The following is a 17,885-nucleotide window of genomic DNA, read 5'->3' as shown; positions in this document are numbered from 1 at the left end:
CTTGTTATACCTCGGCTTTATCGCCATGTTGCTCTAACCAAGCCTTTCTATCACCAGAGCGTTTCTTCGCCAGTAGCATATCCATCATTTCTAATGTTTGCTCTTGCTCATCTAATGTGAGCTGGACCAAGCGGCGAGTATTCGGGTCCATCGTCGTTTCACGCAATTGCATTGGATTCATTTCACCCAAACCTTTAAAGCGTTGAACGTTCACTTTCCCGCGTTTCTTTTCGGCTTCAATACGATCTAAAATGCCCCGTTTTTCATCTTCATCCAGGGCATAAAATACTTCTTTGCCGACATCAATTCTAAATAACGGCGGCATAGCAACGTACACGTGCCCCGCCTGTACTAAGGTTGGAAAATGCTTAACAAATAACGCACATAACAGCGTTGCAATGTGCAGCCCGTCGGAGTCCGCATCGGCAAGAATACACACCTTGCCATAACGCAGCGTAGATAAATCAGTTGAATCCGGGTCGATACCAAGCGCAACTGAAATGTCATGTACTTCTTGTGACGCAAGGATCTGACCTGAGTCCACTTCCCACGTATTTAAGATTTTACCACGCAGTGGCATGATGGCTTGAAACTCTCTATCACGTGCTTGTTTAGCGGATCCGCCCGCCGAGTCACCCTCTACCAAAAATATTTCAGAACGCTCAGTTTCACTGCCCGAACAATCGGTGAGCTTACCTGGCAGTGCCGGTCCGCTGGTGACCTTTTTACGTACCACCTTTTTCGCTGCACGTAGACGCTTTTGCGCATTGCTGATACACAGCTCAGCTAATAACTCTGCTGTTTCTGTGTGCTCATTGAGCCATAAACTAAATGCGTCTTTCACTATGCCTGACACAAAGGTTGCGCATGATCGCGACGACAGTTTTTCTTTCGTTTGGCCCGCAAATTGAGGGTCTTGCATCTTAACAGATAAAACGTAACTGCATTTATCCCACACATCATCTGGCGTTAATTTAACGCCTCTTGGTAACAAGTTACGGAATTCACAGAACTCTCGCATTGCTTCAAGCAAGCCTTGCCTTAAGCCGTTCACATGCGTACCGCCCTGCGCAGTTGGGATCAAGTTCACATAACTTTCAGCTATCGACTCGCCTCCCTCAGGTAGCCAGTGCAGTGCCCAATCAACCCCTTCTGTTGAGCCACTAAAGCTCCCAGTAAATGGCGATTTAGGTAACACTTCTAAATCTTTTGCACTGTCACTTAAATAGTCTTCTAAACCAGATTCATAATGCCATTCTTGCGTTTCTTTGGTTTGCTTATTAATAAAACGAATACGTAAGCCCGGACATAAAACAGCTTTCGCTTTAAGTAAATGATTTAGCTTGGTCAAAGAGAAATTAGCAGAATCGAAGTAGCTCGCATCAGGCCAAAATTGTACAGAAGTACCGGTATTGCGTTTGCCCACGCTGCCAGTGACTTCTAAATCCTGAACTTTATCACCGTTTTCAAAAGCTATTTCATATTGCTGAGCATCTCGTTTAACAGTGACCTCTACTCGCGTAGATAAGGCATTAACAACAGAAATACCTACCCCATGCAAACCACCAGAAAACTGATAGTTTTTATTTGAAAATTTACCACCAGCATGAAGCTTAGTCAGGATCAATTCAACGCCTGGGATCCCCTCTTCAGGGTGAACATCCACGGGCATGCCTCGACCATCATCAATGACTTGCAATGAATTGTCTTCATGCAAAATTACATCAATCTTGCTTGCATGCCCTGCAAGTGCTTCATCGACACTGTTATCAATGACTTCTTGGCCCAAATGATTGGGCCTAGTGGTGTCTGTGTACATTCCAGGGCGGCGTTTAACCGGCTCTAAGCCATTCAACACCTCAATGGCTTCTGCGTTATAATTTTGCTGACTCATAAATGCTACTGACTAATTTTAGTTCTAACTGTTTTATTTAATTTTAAGAAAGTTGGCAAGGCGACTAAAATGCCTCTCAAAGCCGATGAAACTATGGTCGCCACCAAATTCAATGATTGATGGACAGTCTCGATAATAATTTACAGCATCTTGATAAGGTAACACTTCATCTGCTGTTTGTTGCAATAGAAAAAGATTACTTGGCATTGAGAGCGTTTCAATATGCATGCGCTGTAATGCCGTCATATGTTCTATTGTAAGTTCATAATTCAATTCTTGATAGGGATTATACTGAGGACCAAGGTAATCCCATAGTAATTTGTCTGGTCGTACAGCCGGATTGACCACTACCGCGCGTAAATTAAACGCTTGCGATAAACATGTGGCAAAAAAACCACCCAAAGAACTGCCAACCAGCGCACACTTATCATCAATGATATTTTCCAGCTGAAGCATTGCAATGCGCGGATCATAATGTAACCGAGGAACTAGGTATTCACAACGGTCTTTAAAATACTCCCCCAGTTGCTGCGCTTTAAACGACTTTTCTGAACTGTTAAACCCGTGGATATAAATTACTTTACTAACCATCTGACCTCTGTCTGCACACCTGCCTGTGACCAATTGATAAGTCGATAGCCAGCTCCTAAGTCTTGTTGCTGCCAATCACTGGTATGTTTCGTAAACTGGATTGACGTCGCGGGAGTTGCGTAAACAGGAAGCTCTCTGAAACTAAACACATATTCATTGTGTACATGGCCATGAAAAAGCGCCAAAACATGTTCTGAATCGACCAGCGTGTTTAGCAATTGCGGACCATTTTCTAGCATATGCTTATCTAAATAGCCTTGGATAGATAATGGGTTATGATGACAAAAGACAAGGCTTGGTACAGTGCACTGTTGTTGTATTTCTGATAAATGCCTTTCCGTTATCCAGCCCGCTGGAGTAGCACCTTTGCTATTCACTAACAAGATTTGTCCCAGCTTAAAACTCATTTTTTTCGCTGCTACAATTTGGCCTTGACTGATTTCATTTAAATACGCGATATCATCATGATTGCCCGGCAACCAAAATACAGGGCATTGTAACTCCGACTCACTCACTAGAGTCGCAAATAATTGATAAGAACCAAAAGTATGATCCTGAGTAAGGTCTCCACCAAAAATCACCGCATCTAAATTTTGCTGTGCTAAATCGACCAGAACGTGTTTAAAGTGCTCAGCTGTCTTAACTGAAAAATACTCACCGTCTACATGCTCAAACAGGTGAGTATCTGTAATGTGGGCAAGCCTTAGCCGTGTTTGGTCGAAGTGATACGCTTCATTAAACCAAACCATTATTGACATCCCAATCTAGTGGTACGCGGCCATTTTCAACACATGCCAACAACCAGTCACCTAAAAACGCATTGAGCTGATACTTTTCATCTTTATGGTGCATACCCGGATTCGGGTAGCGGTACGAAGGCTTCACACGTTGATGGTAATTATGCTGATATACTTCAGCAACTTTTGCATCGTGATATAACCTCACGGCCAACTCAAATTGCCCTAAATGGCTGCTCAAACTGTGCTGCTGAGTGATTTTTATGTCTGTCGTGTATTTTTCTACACTGTCTACTGAAATGAAAAAATCCATTGAACCAATTTTAATTTGGCGACTCGACCCTACCGTTTCTTCAGGTAGCACCTTAAGTGCACGCAAATAATTACGCTCACACAAGGTGATGTACTTTGGTAAAGACTGAACATAACCTCGGCTTATTGCATTTTCGTTATGCTCTTTATGATGGATTAAGTCAGACAAAGCGACTCCTGTTTACTACTTAAATGACAACTTGGATTTGTTTAGCGCTAACCATTGTAGACTAATCACTGTCGCAGCGTTATCTATTTCCTCTGATTCTAATCTACACATCGCTTCATCAAATGACATAACATGGGCTTTTATATCTTCCCCTTCCTCAGGCAAACCAAATGTGCCCCCTTGATAGTCTCGCAAATTTACTTGTGCAAGATATAGATACAAACGCTCTGTTGTGCCACCAGGGCTGGATAAATATGAACGCATATAATGCAACTCGCTTAGATCTAAACCAGCTTCCTCTTGCGCTTCTTTTCGAGCAACAGCTTCTAAGTCGTCACTGCCTTCTGCCATGCCTGCGATACATTCCAACAGCCAAGGTGAGTCTTTCGTCGCCAACGCACCAATTCGGATCTGCTCTATCAATAATATCTCATCGCTGACAGGATCATAAGGAAGGACTGCGACGGCATGCCCTCGTTCAAGGATTTCCCTTCTGATCGGTTCACTCACCCCTCCGGCAAATAACGCATGTTCAAATACATATTCCTCAATTTTGAAAAAACCATCGTACAGCACCTTATTTTCAGATGTCTTGAACATCAAATTTTCTCGGTTGTACTGACTAATTTCTTTCATATTTCATCCTACATTCATCAAACGGGGTTTAATCTAAGCTATTTTATCCCCATAACGTTCTTAATTAACGTGAGTATACCTAGCAGGAGAATTTGCTAAGTATTATATTCTGTTACACTTGTTTTGCCTTTATCTCTGGTTAGCCGTTGGGATTTTGTTTTAAAACAAGGTAACATGCTGACATCAAAATTGTCTAAGGACTGCACAAATAATGAAAAAAACCATTTTATCTATGCTGGTTGGCTTGAGCTGTGCTTTGTCAAGCAATGCCGCTAACGCAGAAGACTTATTACAAGTATACGATATTGCAACTGCAAATGATCCTACTGTTTTACGTGCAAAAGCAAATGCGGATGCACAAAAATATGCTCAAGACAGCGCACTTGGTGAGCTGCTCCCTTCTTTAAATTTAAGTTTCAGTTACTCTGATACAGACACAACTGGTGCGCCAAACACACAAAATGACGCAACAGGTTATCAACTGATGGACAGCTGGAATGATTCTTTCGGCCGTACTCTGACACTGAACCAGACTATTTTTAACATGGGTGTCTGGGAAAGCCTGACAATTGCAGAGAAGCGTGCAATGCAGTCAGTAACACAATACGAGCAAGAGAAGCAAAATCTTATTGTACGCATTGCTCAGGGTTACTTTGACGTCTTGAGTGAACTTGATAAATTAGAGTTTGTCCAAGCTGAAAAACGCGCAATTGAACGCCAGCTGGAGCAAACCAAACAACGTTATGAAGTCGGTTTGACTGCAATCACCGATGTACATGAAGCACAAGCTCAGTTTGACCAATCTGTGGCCAATGAAATTGTTGCAACGAATGACGTAGAAACAGCCCGTGAAACGCTTCGTACGATTACTGGTAAATACCACTCAAAACTGAATGCTCTGAATACTGATAAATTTTCTACAGTTAAACCAAATAAAAAATCAGATAACTTCATTGACATTGCAAAAGAGAAAAACTTAGCGTTACAAGTTGCGAAAGCATCTTTAGAAATTGCAGAAGATCAAATTGACTTAGCGCAAGCTGGCCACTATCCAACACTTTCGCTGACAGCGACTCATGGGGATTCGCTCGCAAACTCTCCAGGTAGAGAACTTGCTCCTCGCGGCGATTCAACAAACATCTCTCTAAATCTTAATGTGCCTATATACTCAGGTGGCCGCACTGTTGCAGCAACCGACCAAGCACGCGCTCTTTATGTTGCTGCAAGCGAAGATTTAGAAGCATCAATGCGTAACGTGACGCGCTCTGTTATCACGTCATACAACCAAGTGATGTCAAATGTTGCAACTTATCGTGCACTTGAGCAAGCGGTTGTTTCTGCAGAAAGTGCATTACAAGCAACTGAAGCTGGTTTTGAAGTAGGTACTCGTACAATCGTAGATGTGCTAGTTAGCACACAAAACCTTTATAGAGCAAAACGTGACTTAGCTAACTTGCGTTATAGATACATTGTTTCAACGCTACAGTTAAAGCAAGCATCAGGTGAATTAAGCCGAGCAGATTTAGAAGCGATCAACAGAGGCCTTCAAGCTTCGCTTTAATTGCATTCAATATCAGATCAGCATTTAGCTGGTCTGATATTTCCCACCATTCTCCGCCGCTACTTGAGCATCACAGCTGTTATCGATAAACTACGCTCTTTTATAGCTGTACGAGAGTATTTCACTTGGTCCATAATCCAACATTTAAACTGCAATTTTTAGCACCTAAGTTCTGGCTAACTTGGATTGGTGTTATCGTTTTATACTCTTTGTCTTGGCTACCACAAAATATACAATTCATGCTTGGCAGACTGCTCGGTCGAATTGTGCATCGCTTTTTGAAAAAACGTCGAAAAATTGCCGAGGTCAACCTCAAGCTGTGCTTTCCTGATATGGACGAGCAACAGAGAAATGCCATGGTGTTAAAAAATATGGAAAATACCGGTATAGCTACTTTTGAAACCGGCATGGCTTGGTGGTGGCCAGAATGGCGAGTTAAGCGTGCTGTCGGATCTATTTCAGGGTTAGAACACTTTGAGGCTGCGCGTAACAATGACAAAGGTGTCTTACTCCTTGTGCCACACATGCTGCATTTAGAAATGTTAGGAAGGGTGCTGGGCACGGATACTCAGGGTATTGGTTTTTATCGTCCCCATAATAACCCGCTCATGGAATACTTCATGACCAAAGGCAGATTGCGTTCTAATGAATTTTTGATTGGCAAACGAGATGTAAAAGGGCTGCTCAAAGCACTGCATAATAAAAAAGTTTGTTATTACCTACCAGATCAAGACTATGGTAGAAAGCGCTGCGAATTTGCACCATTTTTTGCAGTACCCGATGCAGCAACAACCACTGGTACATTACTATTTGCTTCTAGTAAAAAGTGTGAGACATTGAGCTTAGTGGGTTTACGTGATAAACAAGGTAAATACCATATCACTATTAAGCCAGCGATGGCTGAGTTTCCAAGTGATAATGAAAATCATGATGTCACTCGAGTCAACAAGCGAATGGAGCAATCAATCATGGAAGCACCTGAACAATATATGTGGTTACATAGACGCTTCAAAACACGACCAGATAAAGATGCGCCTTCGTATTATTAATAATTAAACAACGACGTCGAACTAAAATAAAATGGCTAGAAAAAATAAAAAACGAATATCGGCAATGTGGTTTTGGACTAGGCATCTTACACTAGGTGCGGTACTCGTGTGGGCAGCATATTATTTTTTATACGGTAATATTCCAAAACTGGAGTTCAAGGAAACGACAAATGCCGCGGCCCAAGGTCTATCACAGTTTTACGCTAATTACAGAAACCGCGTCAATGAACGTGACACTGAGCGAGAAAAGTTTGTCATGGAGATTGGTAAGCCCACCTTCCCACTTGATGACGCACTCGCTCAACGCGGACTTGTCGTGAAACCAACGCACCAGAGGTGGACGGGAGAGAGCCAACCTCGTCGTTTTGAGATGGGGAATACGTTAAAAAGTGTGCTCACCAATTATGCAAAAAAAGAAGACATCGAACTATTTTGGTACCTGAGTAAAGATTATGTTGTAAAGCAAAACTTTCGCGTTGACTCAGATTTTGTCAGTGCCCTGTATCAAGTCGGTCGTGCCATCAATGATGATTTTGAATTCGAGGTATATACCTTTTTCTGCCACCGCCAGCGTGCCGCTGTAATAACAGAAAAGCCCTCCGTCTTCGTGCGTGAAAATTGCCGCAGACTAACAAACTAAGTTCTGATTTTAAGGCCTACTACTGCAAGTAGGCCTGCCAAATTTCTCTAACATATTTGCTTTGCTCAGCCATGAGTGAAGCATCCACTGTTTTACCTGAACTATTCAAACTATTTAGATGATAATGCTCTCTTAGCTGACAATAAACCTGTGTAAGCGTGCTTTTTTCATCACTACTTATGACTGATTCTTGGCTGGCCAGTTCAAAGATCCGAATATTATCTGAGTAGCGTGTCAACGCTTTGTAGTCATAAGCGAATGCTAATACCAGATATTGCGCTAAAAACTCAATATCCGTCATACCACCTAGACCTTGCTTTAAATCAAACACAAGCGAAGAGTCTTGAGATAAATGTTGGCGCATTTTTTCACGCATTGTCACAATATCCGATTGCAACTTTGCTGTATCACGCTGCTGGCACAAAATATCGTGTCGAATCGTGTAGAAGCGTTTCGCCATCACTTCTTCGCCTACTATCATACGCGCCCTCACCAGTGCCTGATGTTCCCATGTCCAAGCCTGCTCACGTAAATATTGGTGATAGCTTTCAATATTAATGGCAAGTAGGCCTGAATTCCCTTCTGGCCTCAATCGAGTATCTAGTTCATATAAAATCCCCGAAAGCGTACGGGTATTAAATAAGTGCATCAACCGCTGCGCCATTTTAAGATAAAACTGTCTTGAGGCGATTGATTTATCACCTGTTGTTTTACTCTGCCCGTCACAGTTATGGACAAACACCAGATCCAAGTCAGAGTCGTATCCCAATTCAAATCCACCAGCTTTACCGTATGCTATCACCGCAAAGCCTTTTGCCTCTGATGAAGCTCCTTGAGGTGCACCATATCGCGCTGTCATTTGTCCCCATGCAATATCAACAGCTTTGGCGACAATTGATTCAGCTAAAGCTGTTAAGTGATCGCTAACTTTCATAATATCCAACACCCCCGTTGCATCTGCAGCGGCTATTCGCAGTTGCTGTGTTTGCTTAAACTGACGGAGCGCTTCCATTTGCAGCTCAAGGTCTTGAGGGTCGATACGCAAAAAATACTGCTGGATTTCATTGTAATATGCATTCAGTGGTAGCGGACGATAAAGTACAGCTGGGTCAATAAGTTCATCTAGCAAAATAGGATATCGTGCAATCTGTTGTGCAATCCATGCGCTGTGAGAACACAGCTTAATAAGCTGCTTGAGTGCGCCTAAATTTTCATAAAGCAGCTCTAGGTAAGCAGTACGAGAAGCAACTTTGGAGATCACGCCAAGCACACGCTCTAATACTTGCGGTGAGTTTAATGGCGTAATTTCACTGAGCACCAAAGGCATGAGCTTATCGAGCACATCACGGCCTCGCACACCAATCTGTTTTTTGGTTATGTCGGTGTAAAAAAGATTTAAGGTGTTTTGCCACAAGGTCTGCGCTTGGTCACTGAATTCGATGTCTAGGTAGCTCACATCCTGATATTCCCAAGCAGATATAAAGCATGCTTTTAACGTCTGCGTATCATGGGGTTCTTCACCTATCACCTGAGAAAACTCAGCCCTTATCTGGGCTTGAGCCTGTTCAAGATAATCCACTAGCTGCGCATAGTCTGGCAGACCCAACAATGTGCACAATCGGCTTTGATTCAGCGTGTCATCAGGTAAAGTTTGTGTTTGCTCATCATTAAAAGCTTGCAAGTACTGCTCAACCCGACGTAGTAACAAATACTGCGATTTCAATCCTGATGCGACAGAGCTCGGGATCACCTCTTGTCGCGCTAATATGCTCAATGCACTTAACAGTGACGGCGTCTGCAGATCAGGTTCCCGTCCACCTCGGATCATTTGCAGCGCTTGAACAATAAATTCAACCTCTCTGATCCCACCTGCACCTAATTTGATGTTATTGATCAGCCCTTTTCTTCTGACTTCTTGCGCTATCATATGTTTCATTTTGCGCAGCGATTCAATCACAGAAAAATCAATATATCGGCGAAATACAAAAGGTTTGATTAACGCTTTAAACTCATCCCAATACTGGTTTGGCTGACCGAGCAAGCGCGCTTTGAGCATCGCGTAACGCTCCCACTCTCGGCCTTGATCTTGATAGTAATCTTCCATCGCGGAAAAGCTCATGACCAACGGACCACTTTCTCCAAATGGCCTTAACCGCATATCAACCCTAAACACTTGTCCATCTGCCGTTAGCTGATCAAGCGCAGCAATTAACTTTTGGGCCACCTTCGTATAAAAGACCTGCGCTTCGATACTGCGGCGACCACCTTGCGTCTTCACCGACAGTGGATAGGTAAATATCAAATCAATATCAGATGAAAAATTCAGCTCCTGTCCGCCCAGCTTTCCCATTCCCAAAACAAGCATAGGTAAGGGTGATTGCGCGTCATTCAGTGGCATACCATTGCTTTTAGCGACTTGAGCAAATGCCCATTGATTCGCACTATCAATGAGTTGCTCACTAAGTCTCGATTGGTATTCAATGCTGTCAGCAATATCGTTACCCATCACCAAATCAAGCCACATCAGTTTTAACCAAAACCGTTTGCGGTAAACTCTTAATTGAGCAAAGCACTGTGCCTCTGTTAACGCTTCAAGCTCGCCTGTCAGTGCAGGCTCTATATCTCGGCAATTCATCGCGTTTTCATCAAGTAACCAATCCAACCACTGTGGGTGTTGAGAGAGTATACGATAAGCAAAGTCACTGAGTGCCAATAGCCTCAAAGCTTGTGGATTTAAAGCTTGCCCTGGAAATAGCTCAGTAAAACGCTGCTGCGCTAAAGCTGTTAACTCGGGACTTAATTGGCCTTGTTCCATAGAAAAACCTCCAGTGCTTTATGGCTCATTTGTTGTGCGATGTTATAGTAACGCTAAATAACAACAACCTTACACCGAGCATGAGTTACTTGTCTTTAGAAAACAGCAATTTTTTGACCTTTTTAAGCGGTTTATTCCTCGCCTTTGTGGCATTAATGTGTCTGAGAGTTACGGTTCAAATGCGTGCCAAAATGCATTTAAAAAAAGAATTAGCTCAACATGACAACTTCGCACTAGGCATTAACTATGCAGCAAAAGTTGCCGTGTTATGTGCAAGCACTGGATATTTTTTTGGTCACTTAAAGACATTTGAGTTGTCACTGTTACACACTCAAATCGTTCTGCCACTCATATTAATATGGTTCTTTATCTATATTGGCCAAGCTATTCATAGGAAGTGGATCCTATACCGCTTTAACGAGACACAAGCCATCCTCAAACAAAACGTCTGCGCAGCGCTTGTCGATTCTGGCATGCTGATTGGCAATTGTATTTTGGTACTTGGCTTGTATCACTGGTTAACGCCAAGCTCACCGCAAGCACTACTTATCGTGAGCATCTGCTTTTTGTTTTTACAGGGTGTCTTTGCACTTGATAGCAAGATACGCGAATCTCGATTTGCGAGGAAAAATCAAGGCGCATCTTTACAGTATAATTTTAGTTTGGCCAATACATCGATAGGGATCCGCTATGCTGGCAAGACAATTGGCTTAGCATTAGCTATTTATGCTGGATTACACAGCGCACCAAGCTACCCAGATAAAATCGTTGATAACCTACTCACCGTGGTCATGCATTCTATTTTTATGTGGTTTTTATTGTACGTATTTAGCCGTTTAATGGTCGTCATTGTGCTGCCAAAAGTAGATATAGGTCTAGAGGTTGACCACCAAGATAATATTGGGATTGCCTGCTTAGAATTTGCTGTTTTTTGTAGCATGGGCTATTTACTAATAAACATGTTTTCAATTTAAACGCCTAACTAGATTATGGATATCTTAATTCCGGAGACTTATGTCCTTGAAATTAGATAACTTTTTACTTGTAGACAGCAACTGGGAGTTTAGTCAGGAGTTTGTCGAGTTTGTTAAATCTCTCGCCCCTGACACCCCCAGTCAATTAATTATCGCTGGCGACAATACAAAGCAGATGCTCAAAATGATGTTTAAAGATCAAATCAAGGATTACAGTTACTGTGACTTTGACAATGAAATAAGCGTCTCTGAGCTCGCCACCTATTTACATGAACACCACAAAATCCAAGGGGTGCTCATTTATGCGCTCGACTACAATCTAGCAGACGAAAAGCAAAAGTTTATCTTCAATTCACTGCACGCAGAACGTTACACCATTGAACAATTAGCCAATGGCTACGATTATCACCGAGTAAATGACGCGTTTAACAATAACCACCTAACGTGTAATTCTAGTTTAGCGGCAACCAAGCACGATACATTTAGCGAATTTGTTGTATTGAAAACAGATACCACTGATTAACGCGGTGGCACCATACTCAATCACCTGTCATGTTTTCTAGACTCATGACCACGAAAACCTTAACATGAGCGCATATTCAATTGAGACATTCAACACTATGCGAATTCCACATATTTACCAACCATCGGACTTAGTCATTAATCAACCTACGACTTTAGATGAGGATGCTGCAGGGCATATTGCGCGTGTACTCAGAATGAAAGAAGGTGAACACGTCAGTCTGTTTAACGGACAAGGTGGTGAATACTTAGCAAAGATCACCGCTATCTCAAAAAAAACTGTCGAGGTTACCCCTTTCGAATTTGTCGATAAATGCGTCGAGTCACCTCTAAATGTTCACCTTGGTCAGGGTATTTCTCGTGGTGATAAAATGGACTTTACTATCCAAAAATCAGTGGAGCTCGGTGTCAGCGAAATAACACCATTATTTACCACGCGATGCGGTGTGAAACTCAGTGGCGAACGGCTAGCCAAAAAACATCAGCAATGGCAAAAAATTGCGATTTCTGCGGCCGAACAATCAGGCAGGAACTTCGTTCCTATCGTGCACCCGCCTATCACGTTAGAGCAATGGTTAAGTCAACAAAGTGAAGAACTAAAACTCACTTTACACCCAAGAGCAGATCACTCTATAAAGACTTTGCCAGCCCCGGAGCAAGGTGTGCGCTTTTTAGTTGGGCCTGAAGGTGGCTTTACTGATGAAGAAATGGCTAACACAACAGAGCAAGGGTTTATCGACATAAAAATTGGACCTAGAGTGCTACGCACTGAGACCGCTGCATTAACTGTTTTAAGTGCTTTACAGTTACAGTTTGGAGATTTGGCCCTTTAAATCCGTTTATAAGCCCTCATATTATAGTAAGTTAGCAGTCAGGCATGGTGATTTGGCTGCTAAGCACTTATTCACTTACATCGAAAATAACACATAAGGTAACGGCGATGGCAGTCAAACTTGGAATAGTTTCAGATCCAATCAGTGGTTTTAATATCAAAAAAGATACCGGTTTTGCCATGATGATGGCAGCTCAACAACGTGGATTTGAGCTGTATTACATGGAAATGGACGACCTGTACATGTACCAAGGTGAAGGTAGAGCAACGGCCGCAAAAGCCCATGTGTTTAATGATGAAAGTCGTTGGTATGAATTAGAAGATAAGCAAGACATCGCATTAAGTGACCTAGATGTGATTTTGATGCGTAAAGATCCGCCTTTTGATACTGAGTATATCTACGCAACCTATATCCTAGAGCGAGCGGAATTAGCAGGTACCCTAGTCGTTAACAGACCGCAAAGCTTAAGAGATGCCAATGAAAAGCTTTTCACTGCTTGGTTTAGCGAGCACACGCCTGACACTCTCGTTACTCGAAGTGCAGCACAGATCAGAGCCTTTTTAGATAAACATCGAGATATTATTTTAAAGCCGCTCGACGGTATGGGTGGGGCTTCTATTTTTAGAGTGCAACACAACGACCCTAATATCGGTGTGATCTGTGAAACACTGACAGAGCACGGTAGCAGATTTGCGATGGCGCAAAATTATATCCCTGAAATAAAGCAGGGGGATAAACGCGTATTAGTCGTTGATGGCGAAGTCATTCCTTATTGCTTAGCACGTATCCCACAAGGTGGCGAAACTCGCGGCAACTTGGCCGCTGGCGGTCGTGGTGAAGCAAGACCTATTAGCGACAGTGATCGCAAAATTGCAGAAGCCGTTGCACCGACTCTAAAAGAAAAAGGGTTGCTATTTGTGGGTTTAGACATCATTGGCGATAAGCTAACCGAGATCAACGTAACCGCACCGACTTGTGTTAAGGAAATCGAAGCTGCGTACGATATATCTATTATGGACAAGTTTTTTGATGCGATTGAAGCAAAACTCAACCATACTGAAAGTTAAATCATAGAAGGGGTCTCGCATGCAATCATTAGCTAATCACTTCCTTATCGCAATGCCTAACTTGCAGGACCCGATGTTCAAACGCTCCGTCACCTACATCTGTGAACATAACGAAGAAGGCGCAATGGGGTTGATAGTAAATCACCCCATTGATGTCACTGTCGGTGAACTACTCGATCAAATTGAAATCGATAATGACAAGGACAGTAGTGCTGCCGAGCAAACGGTTTTTGCTGGTGGACCGGTGCATACGGACAGAGGGTTTGTGTTACATACACCCAAAATAGGCTATGCCTCAAGTAAAGAGCTCAGCTCAGACATCATGATAACGACCTCTAAAGATGTACTTGCATCTCTGACCTATCATGATAGTCCAGATGCTTTTATCATTACGCTCGGTTATTCAGGGTGGGAAAAAGGCCAACTGGAAAAAGAAATCTTAGAGAACTCTTGGCTTATTATTCAAGCCGATCCGGAAATCATATTCAGCACACCACCAGAAAAAAGATGGGAAAAAGCCGTCAGTATGCTGGGCATAGATATCGCACAGCTTAGCAACCAAGCAGGACACGCATAACAGAATGAGTAACAAAAAACCAAAAACCCCAAAAGGTCAACGCACCGTAATGGGGTTTGATTTTGGTACAAAAAGTATTGGTATGGCCATTGGCCAAGAAGTCACAGGTACAGCCACCAGCCTAGGCGCAGTAAAGGCAAGAGATGGCATTCCAAATTGGCCTGATATTGAGCAGCACGTTAACGACTGGAAACCCGATTTATTAGTGGTCGGCTTGCCGCTCAATATGGATGGCACCAATCAACAAGTCACCTTTTCCGCAAAGAAGTTCGCTAATCGTTTGCATAACAATTACCGTCTACCCGTTGAAACACAAGATGAGCGTCTTACAACAACCGATGCCAAAGCTCGATTGTTTGATCAAGGCGGTTATCGCTCTTTAGCAAAAGATAACGTTGACGGTATGTCAGCGGTGATTATTTTAGAGAGTTTTTTTGAGCAAATGTGGGATGAAGAGTAGCTTACTCTTTGTCTTCTAACACATTTAATTGCTTATATTTGGTCAGATCAGGGAGTAATCCAGCTTGACGATAAGCATCTTGGATCCTTCCCTGTTTACGCAGCTTTTTTAGACCCTTCTGCAGCGCATCAAATGCCCGCTCACCATCTGGGTGAAGCCTTGAGACCACAAAATGACGACTGCTATCAAGTAACACAACCCATTTGGGATGAGACACTAGATTGATGTTCGCTAATTGAAAGTCGTTTCCTAACACGGGCATCAAGGGGATCAACATAAAATCAGCCCACTGTTTATTCACGATTTGGGCTTGGGAAGACCAGTTAGGCTCATCCACCAGCTCTTTAAGAGGCAACCGACTCAGCGTGTACCAATCAACTGGCCAACGGCTAGACGATACGGCTGTAAGTTGCTGTAAATCAATTAATGTTTGAATGCGCTCCATTCGTTTATTGTCTTTTGCATGGTAGATCCCTGCAAAGAATTCGCCTTTGCGGATCACCGGATCGCTGACAAACAATTTATGCGCTTTGAGCTGCGTTTCTTCATACCAATAGGTATCAAAGCTCAATAGCTGCTTACCCTGATCAAGTAAATTGGAATCTCGGAAGTTAACATTACCGGGGCGGTAACGAAATGGCTTGTTAAAGCCACCTAAAAGAAGCGCTTGATGTAACAGCACCATATCAATGACATCTCGACGCACGAACTGCCCACCAAAATTATCGACTTCAAGTGGTGAGCGCCCAGACAATAATGCCGTGTAATTCATATACACATCGTCTCTGATGTATATATCCACATAGTCAGATTGAGCCCAGCATATATTAACTAGGCTCAAATAATAACAAGCGATAAAGCCCAGCAGCTTAGTTTTTCTTGCTGTCCAGGCCATCAATGGTAACCCCTTGCAAAAACCCTGCACCTTTTTGCTCGTTATTTTGCAGCTTGATCATCAAGCGCAAGTCATTCGGCGAGTCAGCATGATGTAGCGCATCAGCATAATTTATCCGCTGTGCTTTATACAACTCAAACAGCGCTTGGTCGAAAGTTTGCATGCCCATCTCTTTGGACTTGGACATAGTTTCCTTAATTGAGCCTATGTCTCCTTTTTTGATTAATTCAGCAACCATAGGAGAGTTTAGTAAGATTTCAATGGCCGCAACCCTGCCCTCCCCTTTGGAAGTTGGTACTAATTGCTGAGCAACAATCGCTCTCAAATTCAGCGCCAAGTCGTATTTCAATTTATCATGCTTTTCTTTTGGCACGAGATGCATAATACGGTCAATGGCTTGGTTAGCATTGTTGGCATGCAAAGTAGCAACACATAAGTGACCTGTTTCAGCAAAGCTCAGCGCATACTCCATAGTTTCTTGTGAACGAATTTCACCAATCAAAATTACGTCCGGTGCTTGACGCAAAGAGCTTTTTAGAGCCGCCTCAAAGCTTTCGGTATCAAGCCCCACTTCACGCTGTGTAATAATACTTTTGCGATGTTCATGCACAAATTCAATCGGGTCTTCGATGGTTAAAATATGACCCCGTTGATTTCGGTTGCGATAACCTAACAATGCAGCTAAAGACGTCGATTTACCCGTGCCCGTACCACCGACAAATAAAACCAAGCCGCGCTTAGACATGATCACATCAGTCAATACCGAAGGCAGACCGAGCTGATTCACATCTGGTATGTCCGTCACGATACGTCGAATGACCATACCTGCGCAATCTCGCTGCCAAAATGCAGACACACGAAAACGACCCGCATCGTTGGCAACGGCAAAATTACATTCTTTTTCAGCGTGGAACTGCTGCCTTTGAGTCTCTGACATGGCAGACTCAACCATAGCTAAAGCACCCTCGCTGTCTAATACGTCTTCATCCAGTGCACGCAACTCACCGTCAATTTTTGCACTGACTGCCAATCCAGATGAGACAAACAAGTCCGAAGCCTCTTTGTCTACCATCAACTGTAAATAATCTATTAAAGCCATACGTTAAAACCCTGCCGCACCAAACTGGTTTTTATCATGCGCTTTCGCGTGCGCATCTTGCGTTGTGATCAAACCGTGATTAACCATATTCATCAAACACTGATCCATCGTTTGCATACCGTGCAGTGCACCTGTTTGAATCGCTGAATACATTTGCGCAATTTTATCTTCACGAATTAAGTTACGAATTGCCGGCACACCGAGCATGATCTCATGCGCAGCGACTCGTCCCCCGCCCACTTTTTTAATTAAAGTTTGAGAAATAACCGCTTGCAAGGACTCAGACAGCATAGAACGAACCATGTCTTTCTCTTCACCAGGGAATACATCGATAATACGATCAATGGTTTTAGGTGCCGACGTGGTATGGAGTGTGCCAAACACAAGGTGGCCTGTTTCTGCTGCAGTCATTGCTAAACGAATGGTCTCTAAATCACGCAACTCACCAACTAAGATAACATCAGGGTCTTCACGCAACGCGCTGCGCAGTGCCGCATTAAAGCTATGGGTATCTCTGTGAACTTCACGTTGGTTAATTAAGCTCAACTGATTTTGATGCACAAATTCAATCGGGTCTTCAATAGTCAGAATATGGTGGTGTTTACAACTGTTGATGTAATCCACCATGGCAGCAAGTGTAGTCGACTTACCAGACCCTGTAGGGCCTGTCACCAGCACGAGTCCACGCGGGTTATCAGCGATTTTCTTAAAAATATCCGGCGCTCCCAAGTCATCCAGCGTTAATACCTGACTTGGAATGGTTCGGAAGACTGCGGCAGGCCCTCGGCTGGTATTGAAGGCATTGACACGAAATCGTGCTAAATTTGGTACTTCGAATGAAAAATCCACCTCAAGATTTTGCTCATAGTCCTTGCGCTGGTTATCATTCATAATATCGTAAATTAAGCTATTTACGTCTTTCGCTTCTAAAGCGGGAATATTTATGCGACGTACGTCACCATCCACGCGTATCATCGGGGAAACTTCCGAAGAAAGGTGTAGATCCGACGCTTTATGTTGCACACTAAAGGCTAATAATTCAGTAATATCCATC

At 43.0% G+C, this 17,885-nt stretch carries 18 protein-coding genes; 9 read left to right on the top strand and 9 right to left on the bottom strand.

Going from position 1 to position 17,885, the window contains the following annotated elements:
* Positions 1–4: 4 nt before the first annotated feature.
* Genes parE through AC2CZC_RS11210 form a run of 5 tightly spaced genes read right to left on the bottom strand, consistent with a single transcriptional unit; the run spans position 5 to position 4,339 of the window.
* Positions 5–1,894: a DNA topoisomerase IV subunit B gene (gene parE / locus AC2CZC_RS11230; RefSeq protein ID WP_063360748.1), complete on the bottom strand. Its 1,890-nt coding sequence runs from the start codon at positions 1,892–1,894 to the stop codon at positions 5–7.
* Between the two features lie 33 nt (positions 1,895–1,927).
* Positions 1,928–2,485 carry a YqiA/YcfP family alpha/beta fold hydrolase gene (locus tag AC2CZC_RS11225; RefSeq protein ID WP_484581846.1) on the bottom strand — a complete coding sequence of 186 codons (558 nt, stop codon included), beginning with the start codon at positions 2,483–2,485 and terminating at the stop codon, positions 1,928–1,930.
* Positions 2,470–3,234 carry a metallophosphoesterase family protein gene (locus tag AC2CZC_RS11220; protein WP_484581845.1) on the bottom strand — a complete coding sequence of 255 codons (765 nt, stop codon included), beginning with the start codon at positions 3,232–3,234 and terminating at the stop codon, positions 2,470–2,472. Before AC2CZC_RS11220 ends, AC2CZC_RS11225 begins: the two co-directional genes overlap by 16 nt.
* A complete protein-coding gene (locus tag AC2CZC_RS11215; protein ID WP_484581844.1) occupies positions 3,221–3,703 on the bottom strand; it encodes a DUF1249 domain-containing protein in 483 nt (160 codons plus the stop codon). Before AC2CZC_RS11215 ends, AC2CZC_RS11220 begins: the two co-directional genes overlap by 14 nt.
* Positions 3,704–3,718: 15 nt before the next feature.
* Positions 3,719–4,339 (bottom strand): NUDIX domain-containing protein, encoded by a 621-nt coding sequence (locus AC2CZC_RS11210; protein ID WP_484581843.1) that lies wholly within the window; start codon positions 4,337–4,339, stop codon positions 3,719–3,721.
* A gap of 211 nt (positions 4,340–4,550) precedes the next feature.
* Between AC2CZC_RS11210 and tolC the strand changes: the two genes are divergently transcribed.
* The 3 genes from tolC to AC2CZC_RS11195 all read left to right on the top strand — a co-directional run bounded on the left by tolC (position 4,551) and on the right by AC2CZC_RS11195 (position 7,589).
* Positions 4,551–5,900, top strand: coding sequence for an outer membrane channel protein TolC (gene tolC, locus AC2CZC_RS11205; RefSeq protein ID WP_484581842.1), 1,350 nt, complete (start codon positions 4,551–4,553; stop codon positions 5,898–5,900).
* 125 nt (positions 5,901–6,025) lie between these two features.
* Positions 6,026–6,949 (top strand): LpxL/LpxP family Kdo(2)-lipid IV(A) lauroyl/palmitoleoyl acyltransferase, encoded by a 924-nt coding sequence (gene lpxL, locus AC2CZC_RS11200; RefSeq protein WP_484581841.1) that lies wholly within the window; start codon positions 6,026–6,028, stop codon positions 6,947–6,949.
* 31 nt (positions 6,950–6,980) lie between these two features.
* A complete protein-coding gene (locus AC2CZC_RS11195; protein ID WP_484581840.1) occupies positions 6,981–7,589 on the top strand; it encodes a TcpQ domain-containing protein in 609 nt (202 codons plus the stop codon).
* Positions 7,590–7,608: 19 nt separating this feature from the next.
* Here the strand turns inward: AC2CZC_RS11195 and glnE are convergent, their stop codons facing one another.
* Complete coding sequence (gene glnE / locus AC2CZC_RS11190) at positions 7,609–10,404, bottom strand: bifunctional [glutamate--ammonia ligase]-adenylyl-L-tyrosine phosphorylase/[glutamate--ammonia-ligase] adenylyltransferase (RefSeq protein ID WP_484581839.1); 2,796 nt, start codon at positions 10,402–10,404, stop codon at positions 7,609–7,611.
* A gap of 80 nt (positions 10,405–10,484) precedes the next feature.
* On the opposite strand from glnE, the gene AC2CZC_RS11185 reads away from it, so the two are divergent.
* The 6 genes from AC2CZC_RS11185 to ruvX all read left to right on the top strand — a co-directional run bounded on the left by AC2CZC_RS11185 (position 10,485) and on the right by ruvX (position 14,837).
* Positions 10,485–11,378, top strand: a complete 894-nt coding sequence (locus AC2CZC_RS11185) for a DUF350 domain-containing protein (protein ID WP_484584881.1) — start codon at positions 10,485–10,487, stop codon at positions 11,376–11,378.
* A gap of 40 nt (positions 11,379–11,418) precedes the next feature.
* Complete coding sequence (locus tag AC2CZC_RS11180; protein WP_484581838.1) at positions 11,419–11,901, top strand: hypothetical protein; 483 nt, start codon at positions 11,419–11,421, stop codon at positions 11,899–11,901.
* Between the two features lie 97 nt (positions 11,902–11,998).
* A complete protein-coding gene (gene rsmE, locus AC2CZC_RS11175) occupies positions 11,999–12,733 on the top strand; it encodes a 16S rRNA (uracil(1498)-N(3))-methyltransferase (RefSeq protein WP_484584880.1) in 735 nt (244 codons plus the stop codon).
* A 107-nt stretch (positions 12,734–12,840) separates the two neighbouring features.
* Positions 12,841–13,800 (top strand): glutathione synthase, encoded by a 960-nt coding sequence (gshB, locus tag AC2CZC_RS11170; protein WP_484581837.1) that lies wholly within the window; start codon positions 12,841–12,843, stop codon positions 13,798–13,800.
* 19 nt (positions 13,801–13,819) lie between these two features.
* Entirely contained in the window at positions 13,820–14,377 is a 558-nt protein-coding gene (locus tag AC2CZC_RS11165; RefSeq protein ID WP_063360759.1) for a YqgE/AlgH family protein, read from the top strand.
* 4 nt (positions 14,378–14,381) lie between these two features.
* Positions 14,382–14,837, top strand: a complete 456-nt coding sequence (gene ruvX, locus AC2CZC_RS11160) for a Holliday junction resolvase RuvX (protein WP_284021841.1) — start codon at positions 14,382–14,384, stop codon at positions 14,835–14,837.
* A gap of 1 nt (position 14,838) precedes the next feature.
* Here ruvX and AC2CZC_RS11155 read toward each other — a convergent pair whose 3' ends face one another.
* From AC2CZC_RS11155 to AC2CZC_RS11145, 3 genes are read right to left on the bottom strand one after another with little or no spacing between them, the layout of a single operon-like run.
* Complete coding sequence (locus AC2CZC_RS11155) at positions 14,839–15,732, bottom strand: hypothetical protein (protein ID WP_484581836.1); 894 nt, start codon at positions 15,730–15,732, stop codon at positions 14,839–14,841.
* Positions 15,707–16,831 carry a PilT/PilU family type 4a pilus ATPase gene (locus AC2CZC_RS11150; RefSeq protein WP_484581835.1) on the bottom strand — a complete coding sequence of 375 codons (1,125 nt, stop codon included), beginning with the start codon at positions 16,829–16,831 and terminating at the stop codon, positions 15,707–15,709. Before AC2CZC_RS11150 ends, AC2CZC_RS11155 begins: the two co-directional genes overlap by 26 nt.
* Before the next feature lie 3 nt (positions 16,832–16,834).
* A complete protein-coding gene (locus AC2CZC_RS11145; RefSeq protein WP_063360763.1) occupies positions 16,835–17,884 on the bottom strand; it encodes a type IV pilus twitching motility protein PilT in 1,050 nt (349 codons plus the stop codon).
* Between the last annotated feature and the right edge of the window lies 1 nt (position 17,885).

It is taken from the genome of Pseudoalteromonas sp. MMG033 (genome assembly GCF_057197785.1).
The sequence above is the reverse complement of the archived record's forward strand: the minus strand, read 5'-3'. Positions and strand labels throughout refer to the sequence as shown.

What these genes read in the sequence shown, in the direction of transcription:
- parE (WP_063360748.1), bottom strand. Translation starts at nt 1,894, where the DNA reads ATGAGTCAGCAAAATTATAACGCAGAAGCCATTGAGGTGTTGAATGGC.
- AC2CZC_RS11225 (WP_484581846.1), bottom strand. Translation starts at nt 2,485, where the DNA reads ATGGTTAGTAAAGTAATTTATATCCACGGGTTTAACAGTTCAGAAAAG.
- AC2CZC_RS11220 (WP_484581845.1), bottom strand. Translation starts at nt 3,234, where the DNA reads ATGGTTTGGTTTAATGAAGCGTATCACTTCGACCAAACACGGCTAAGG.
- AC2CZC_RS11210 (WP_484581843.1), bottom strand. Translation starts at nt 4,339, where the DNA reads ATGAAAGAAATTAGTCAGTACAACCGAGAAAATTTGATGTTCAAGACA.
- tolC (WP_484581842.1), top strand. Translation starts at nt 4,551, where the DNA reads ATGAAAAAAACCATTTTATCTATGCTGGTTGGCTTGAGCTGTGCTTTG.
- AC2CZC_RS11195 (WP_484581840.1), top strand. Translation starts at nt 6,981, where the DNA reads ATGGCTAGAAAAAATAAAAAACGAATATCGGCAATGTGGTTTTGGACT.
- glnE (WP_484581839.1), bottom strand. Translation starts at nt 10,404, where the DNA reads ATGGAACAAGGCCAATTAAGTCCCGAGTTAACAGCTTTAGCGCAGCAG.
- AC2CZC_RS11185 (WP_484584881.1), top strand. Translation starts at nt 10,485, where the DNA reads ATGAGTTACTTGTCTTTAGAAAACAGCAATTTTTTGACCTTTTTAAGC.
- AC2CZC_RS11180 (WP_484581838.1), top strand. Translation starts at nt 11,419, where the DNA reads ATGTCCTTGAAATTAGATAACTTTTTACTTGTAGACAGCAACTGGGAG.
- rsmE (WP_484584880.1), top strand. Translation starts at nt 11,999, where the DNA reads ATGCGAATTCCACATATTTACCAACCATCGGACTTAGTCATTAATCAA.
- gshB (WP_484581837.1), top strand. Translation starts at nt 12,841, where the DNA reads ATGGCAGTCAAACTTGGAATAGTTTCAGATCCAATCAGTGGTTTTAAT.
- AC2CZC_RS11165 (WP_063360759.1), top strand. Translation starts at nt 13,820, where the DNA reads ATGCAATCATTAGCTAATCACTTCCTTATCGCAATGCCTAACTTGCAG.
- ruvX (WP_284021841.1), top strand. Translation starts at nt 14,382, where the DNA reads ATGAGTAACAAAAAACCAAAAACCCCAAAAGGTCAACGCACCGTAATG.
- AC2CZC_RS11155 (WP_484581836.1), bottom strand. Translation starts at nt 15,732, where the DNA reads ATGGCCTGGACAGCAAGAAAAACTAAGCTGCTGGGCTTTATCGCTTGT.
- AC2CZC_RS11150 (WP_484581835.1), bottom strand. Translation starts at nt 16,831, where the DNA reads ATGGCTTTAATAGATTATTTACAGTTGATGGTAGACAAAGAGGCTTCG.
- AC2CZC_RS11145 (WP_063360763.1), bottom strand. Translation starts at nt 17,884, where the DNA reads ATGGATATTACTGAATTATTAGCCTTTAGTGTGCAACATAAAGCGTCG.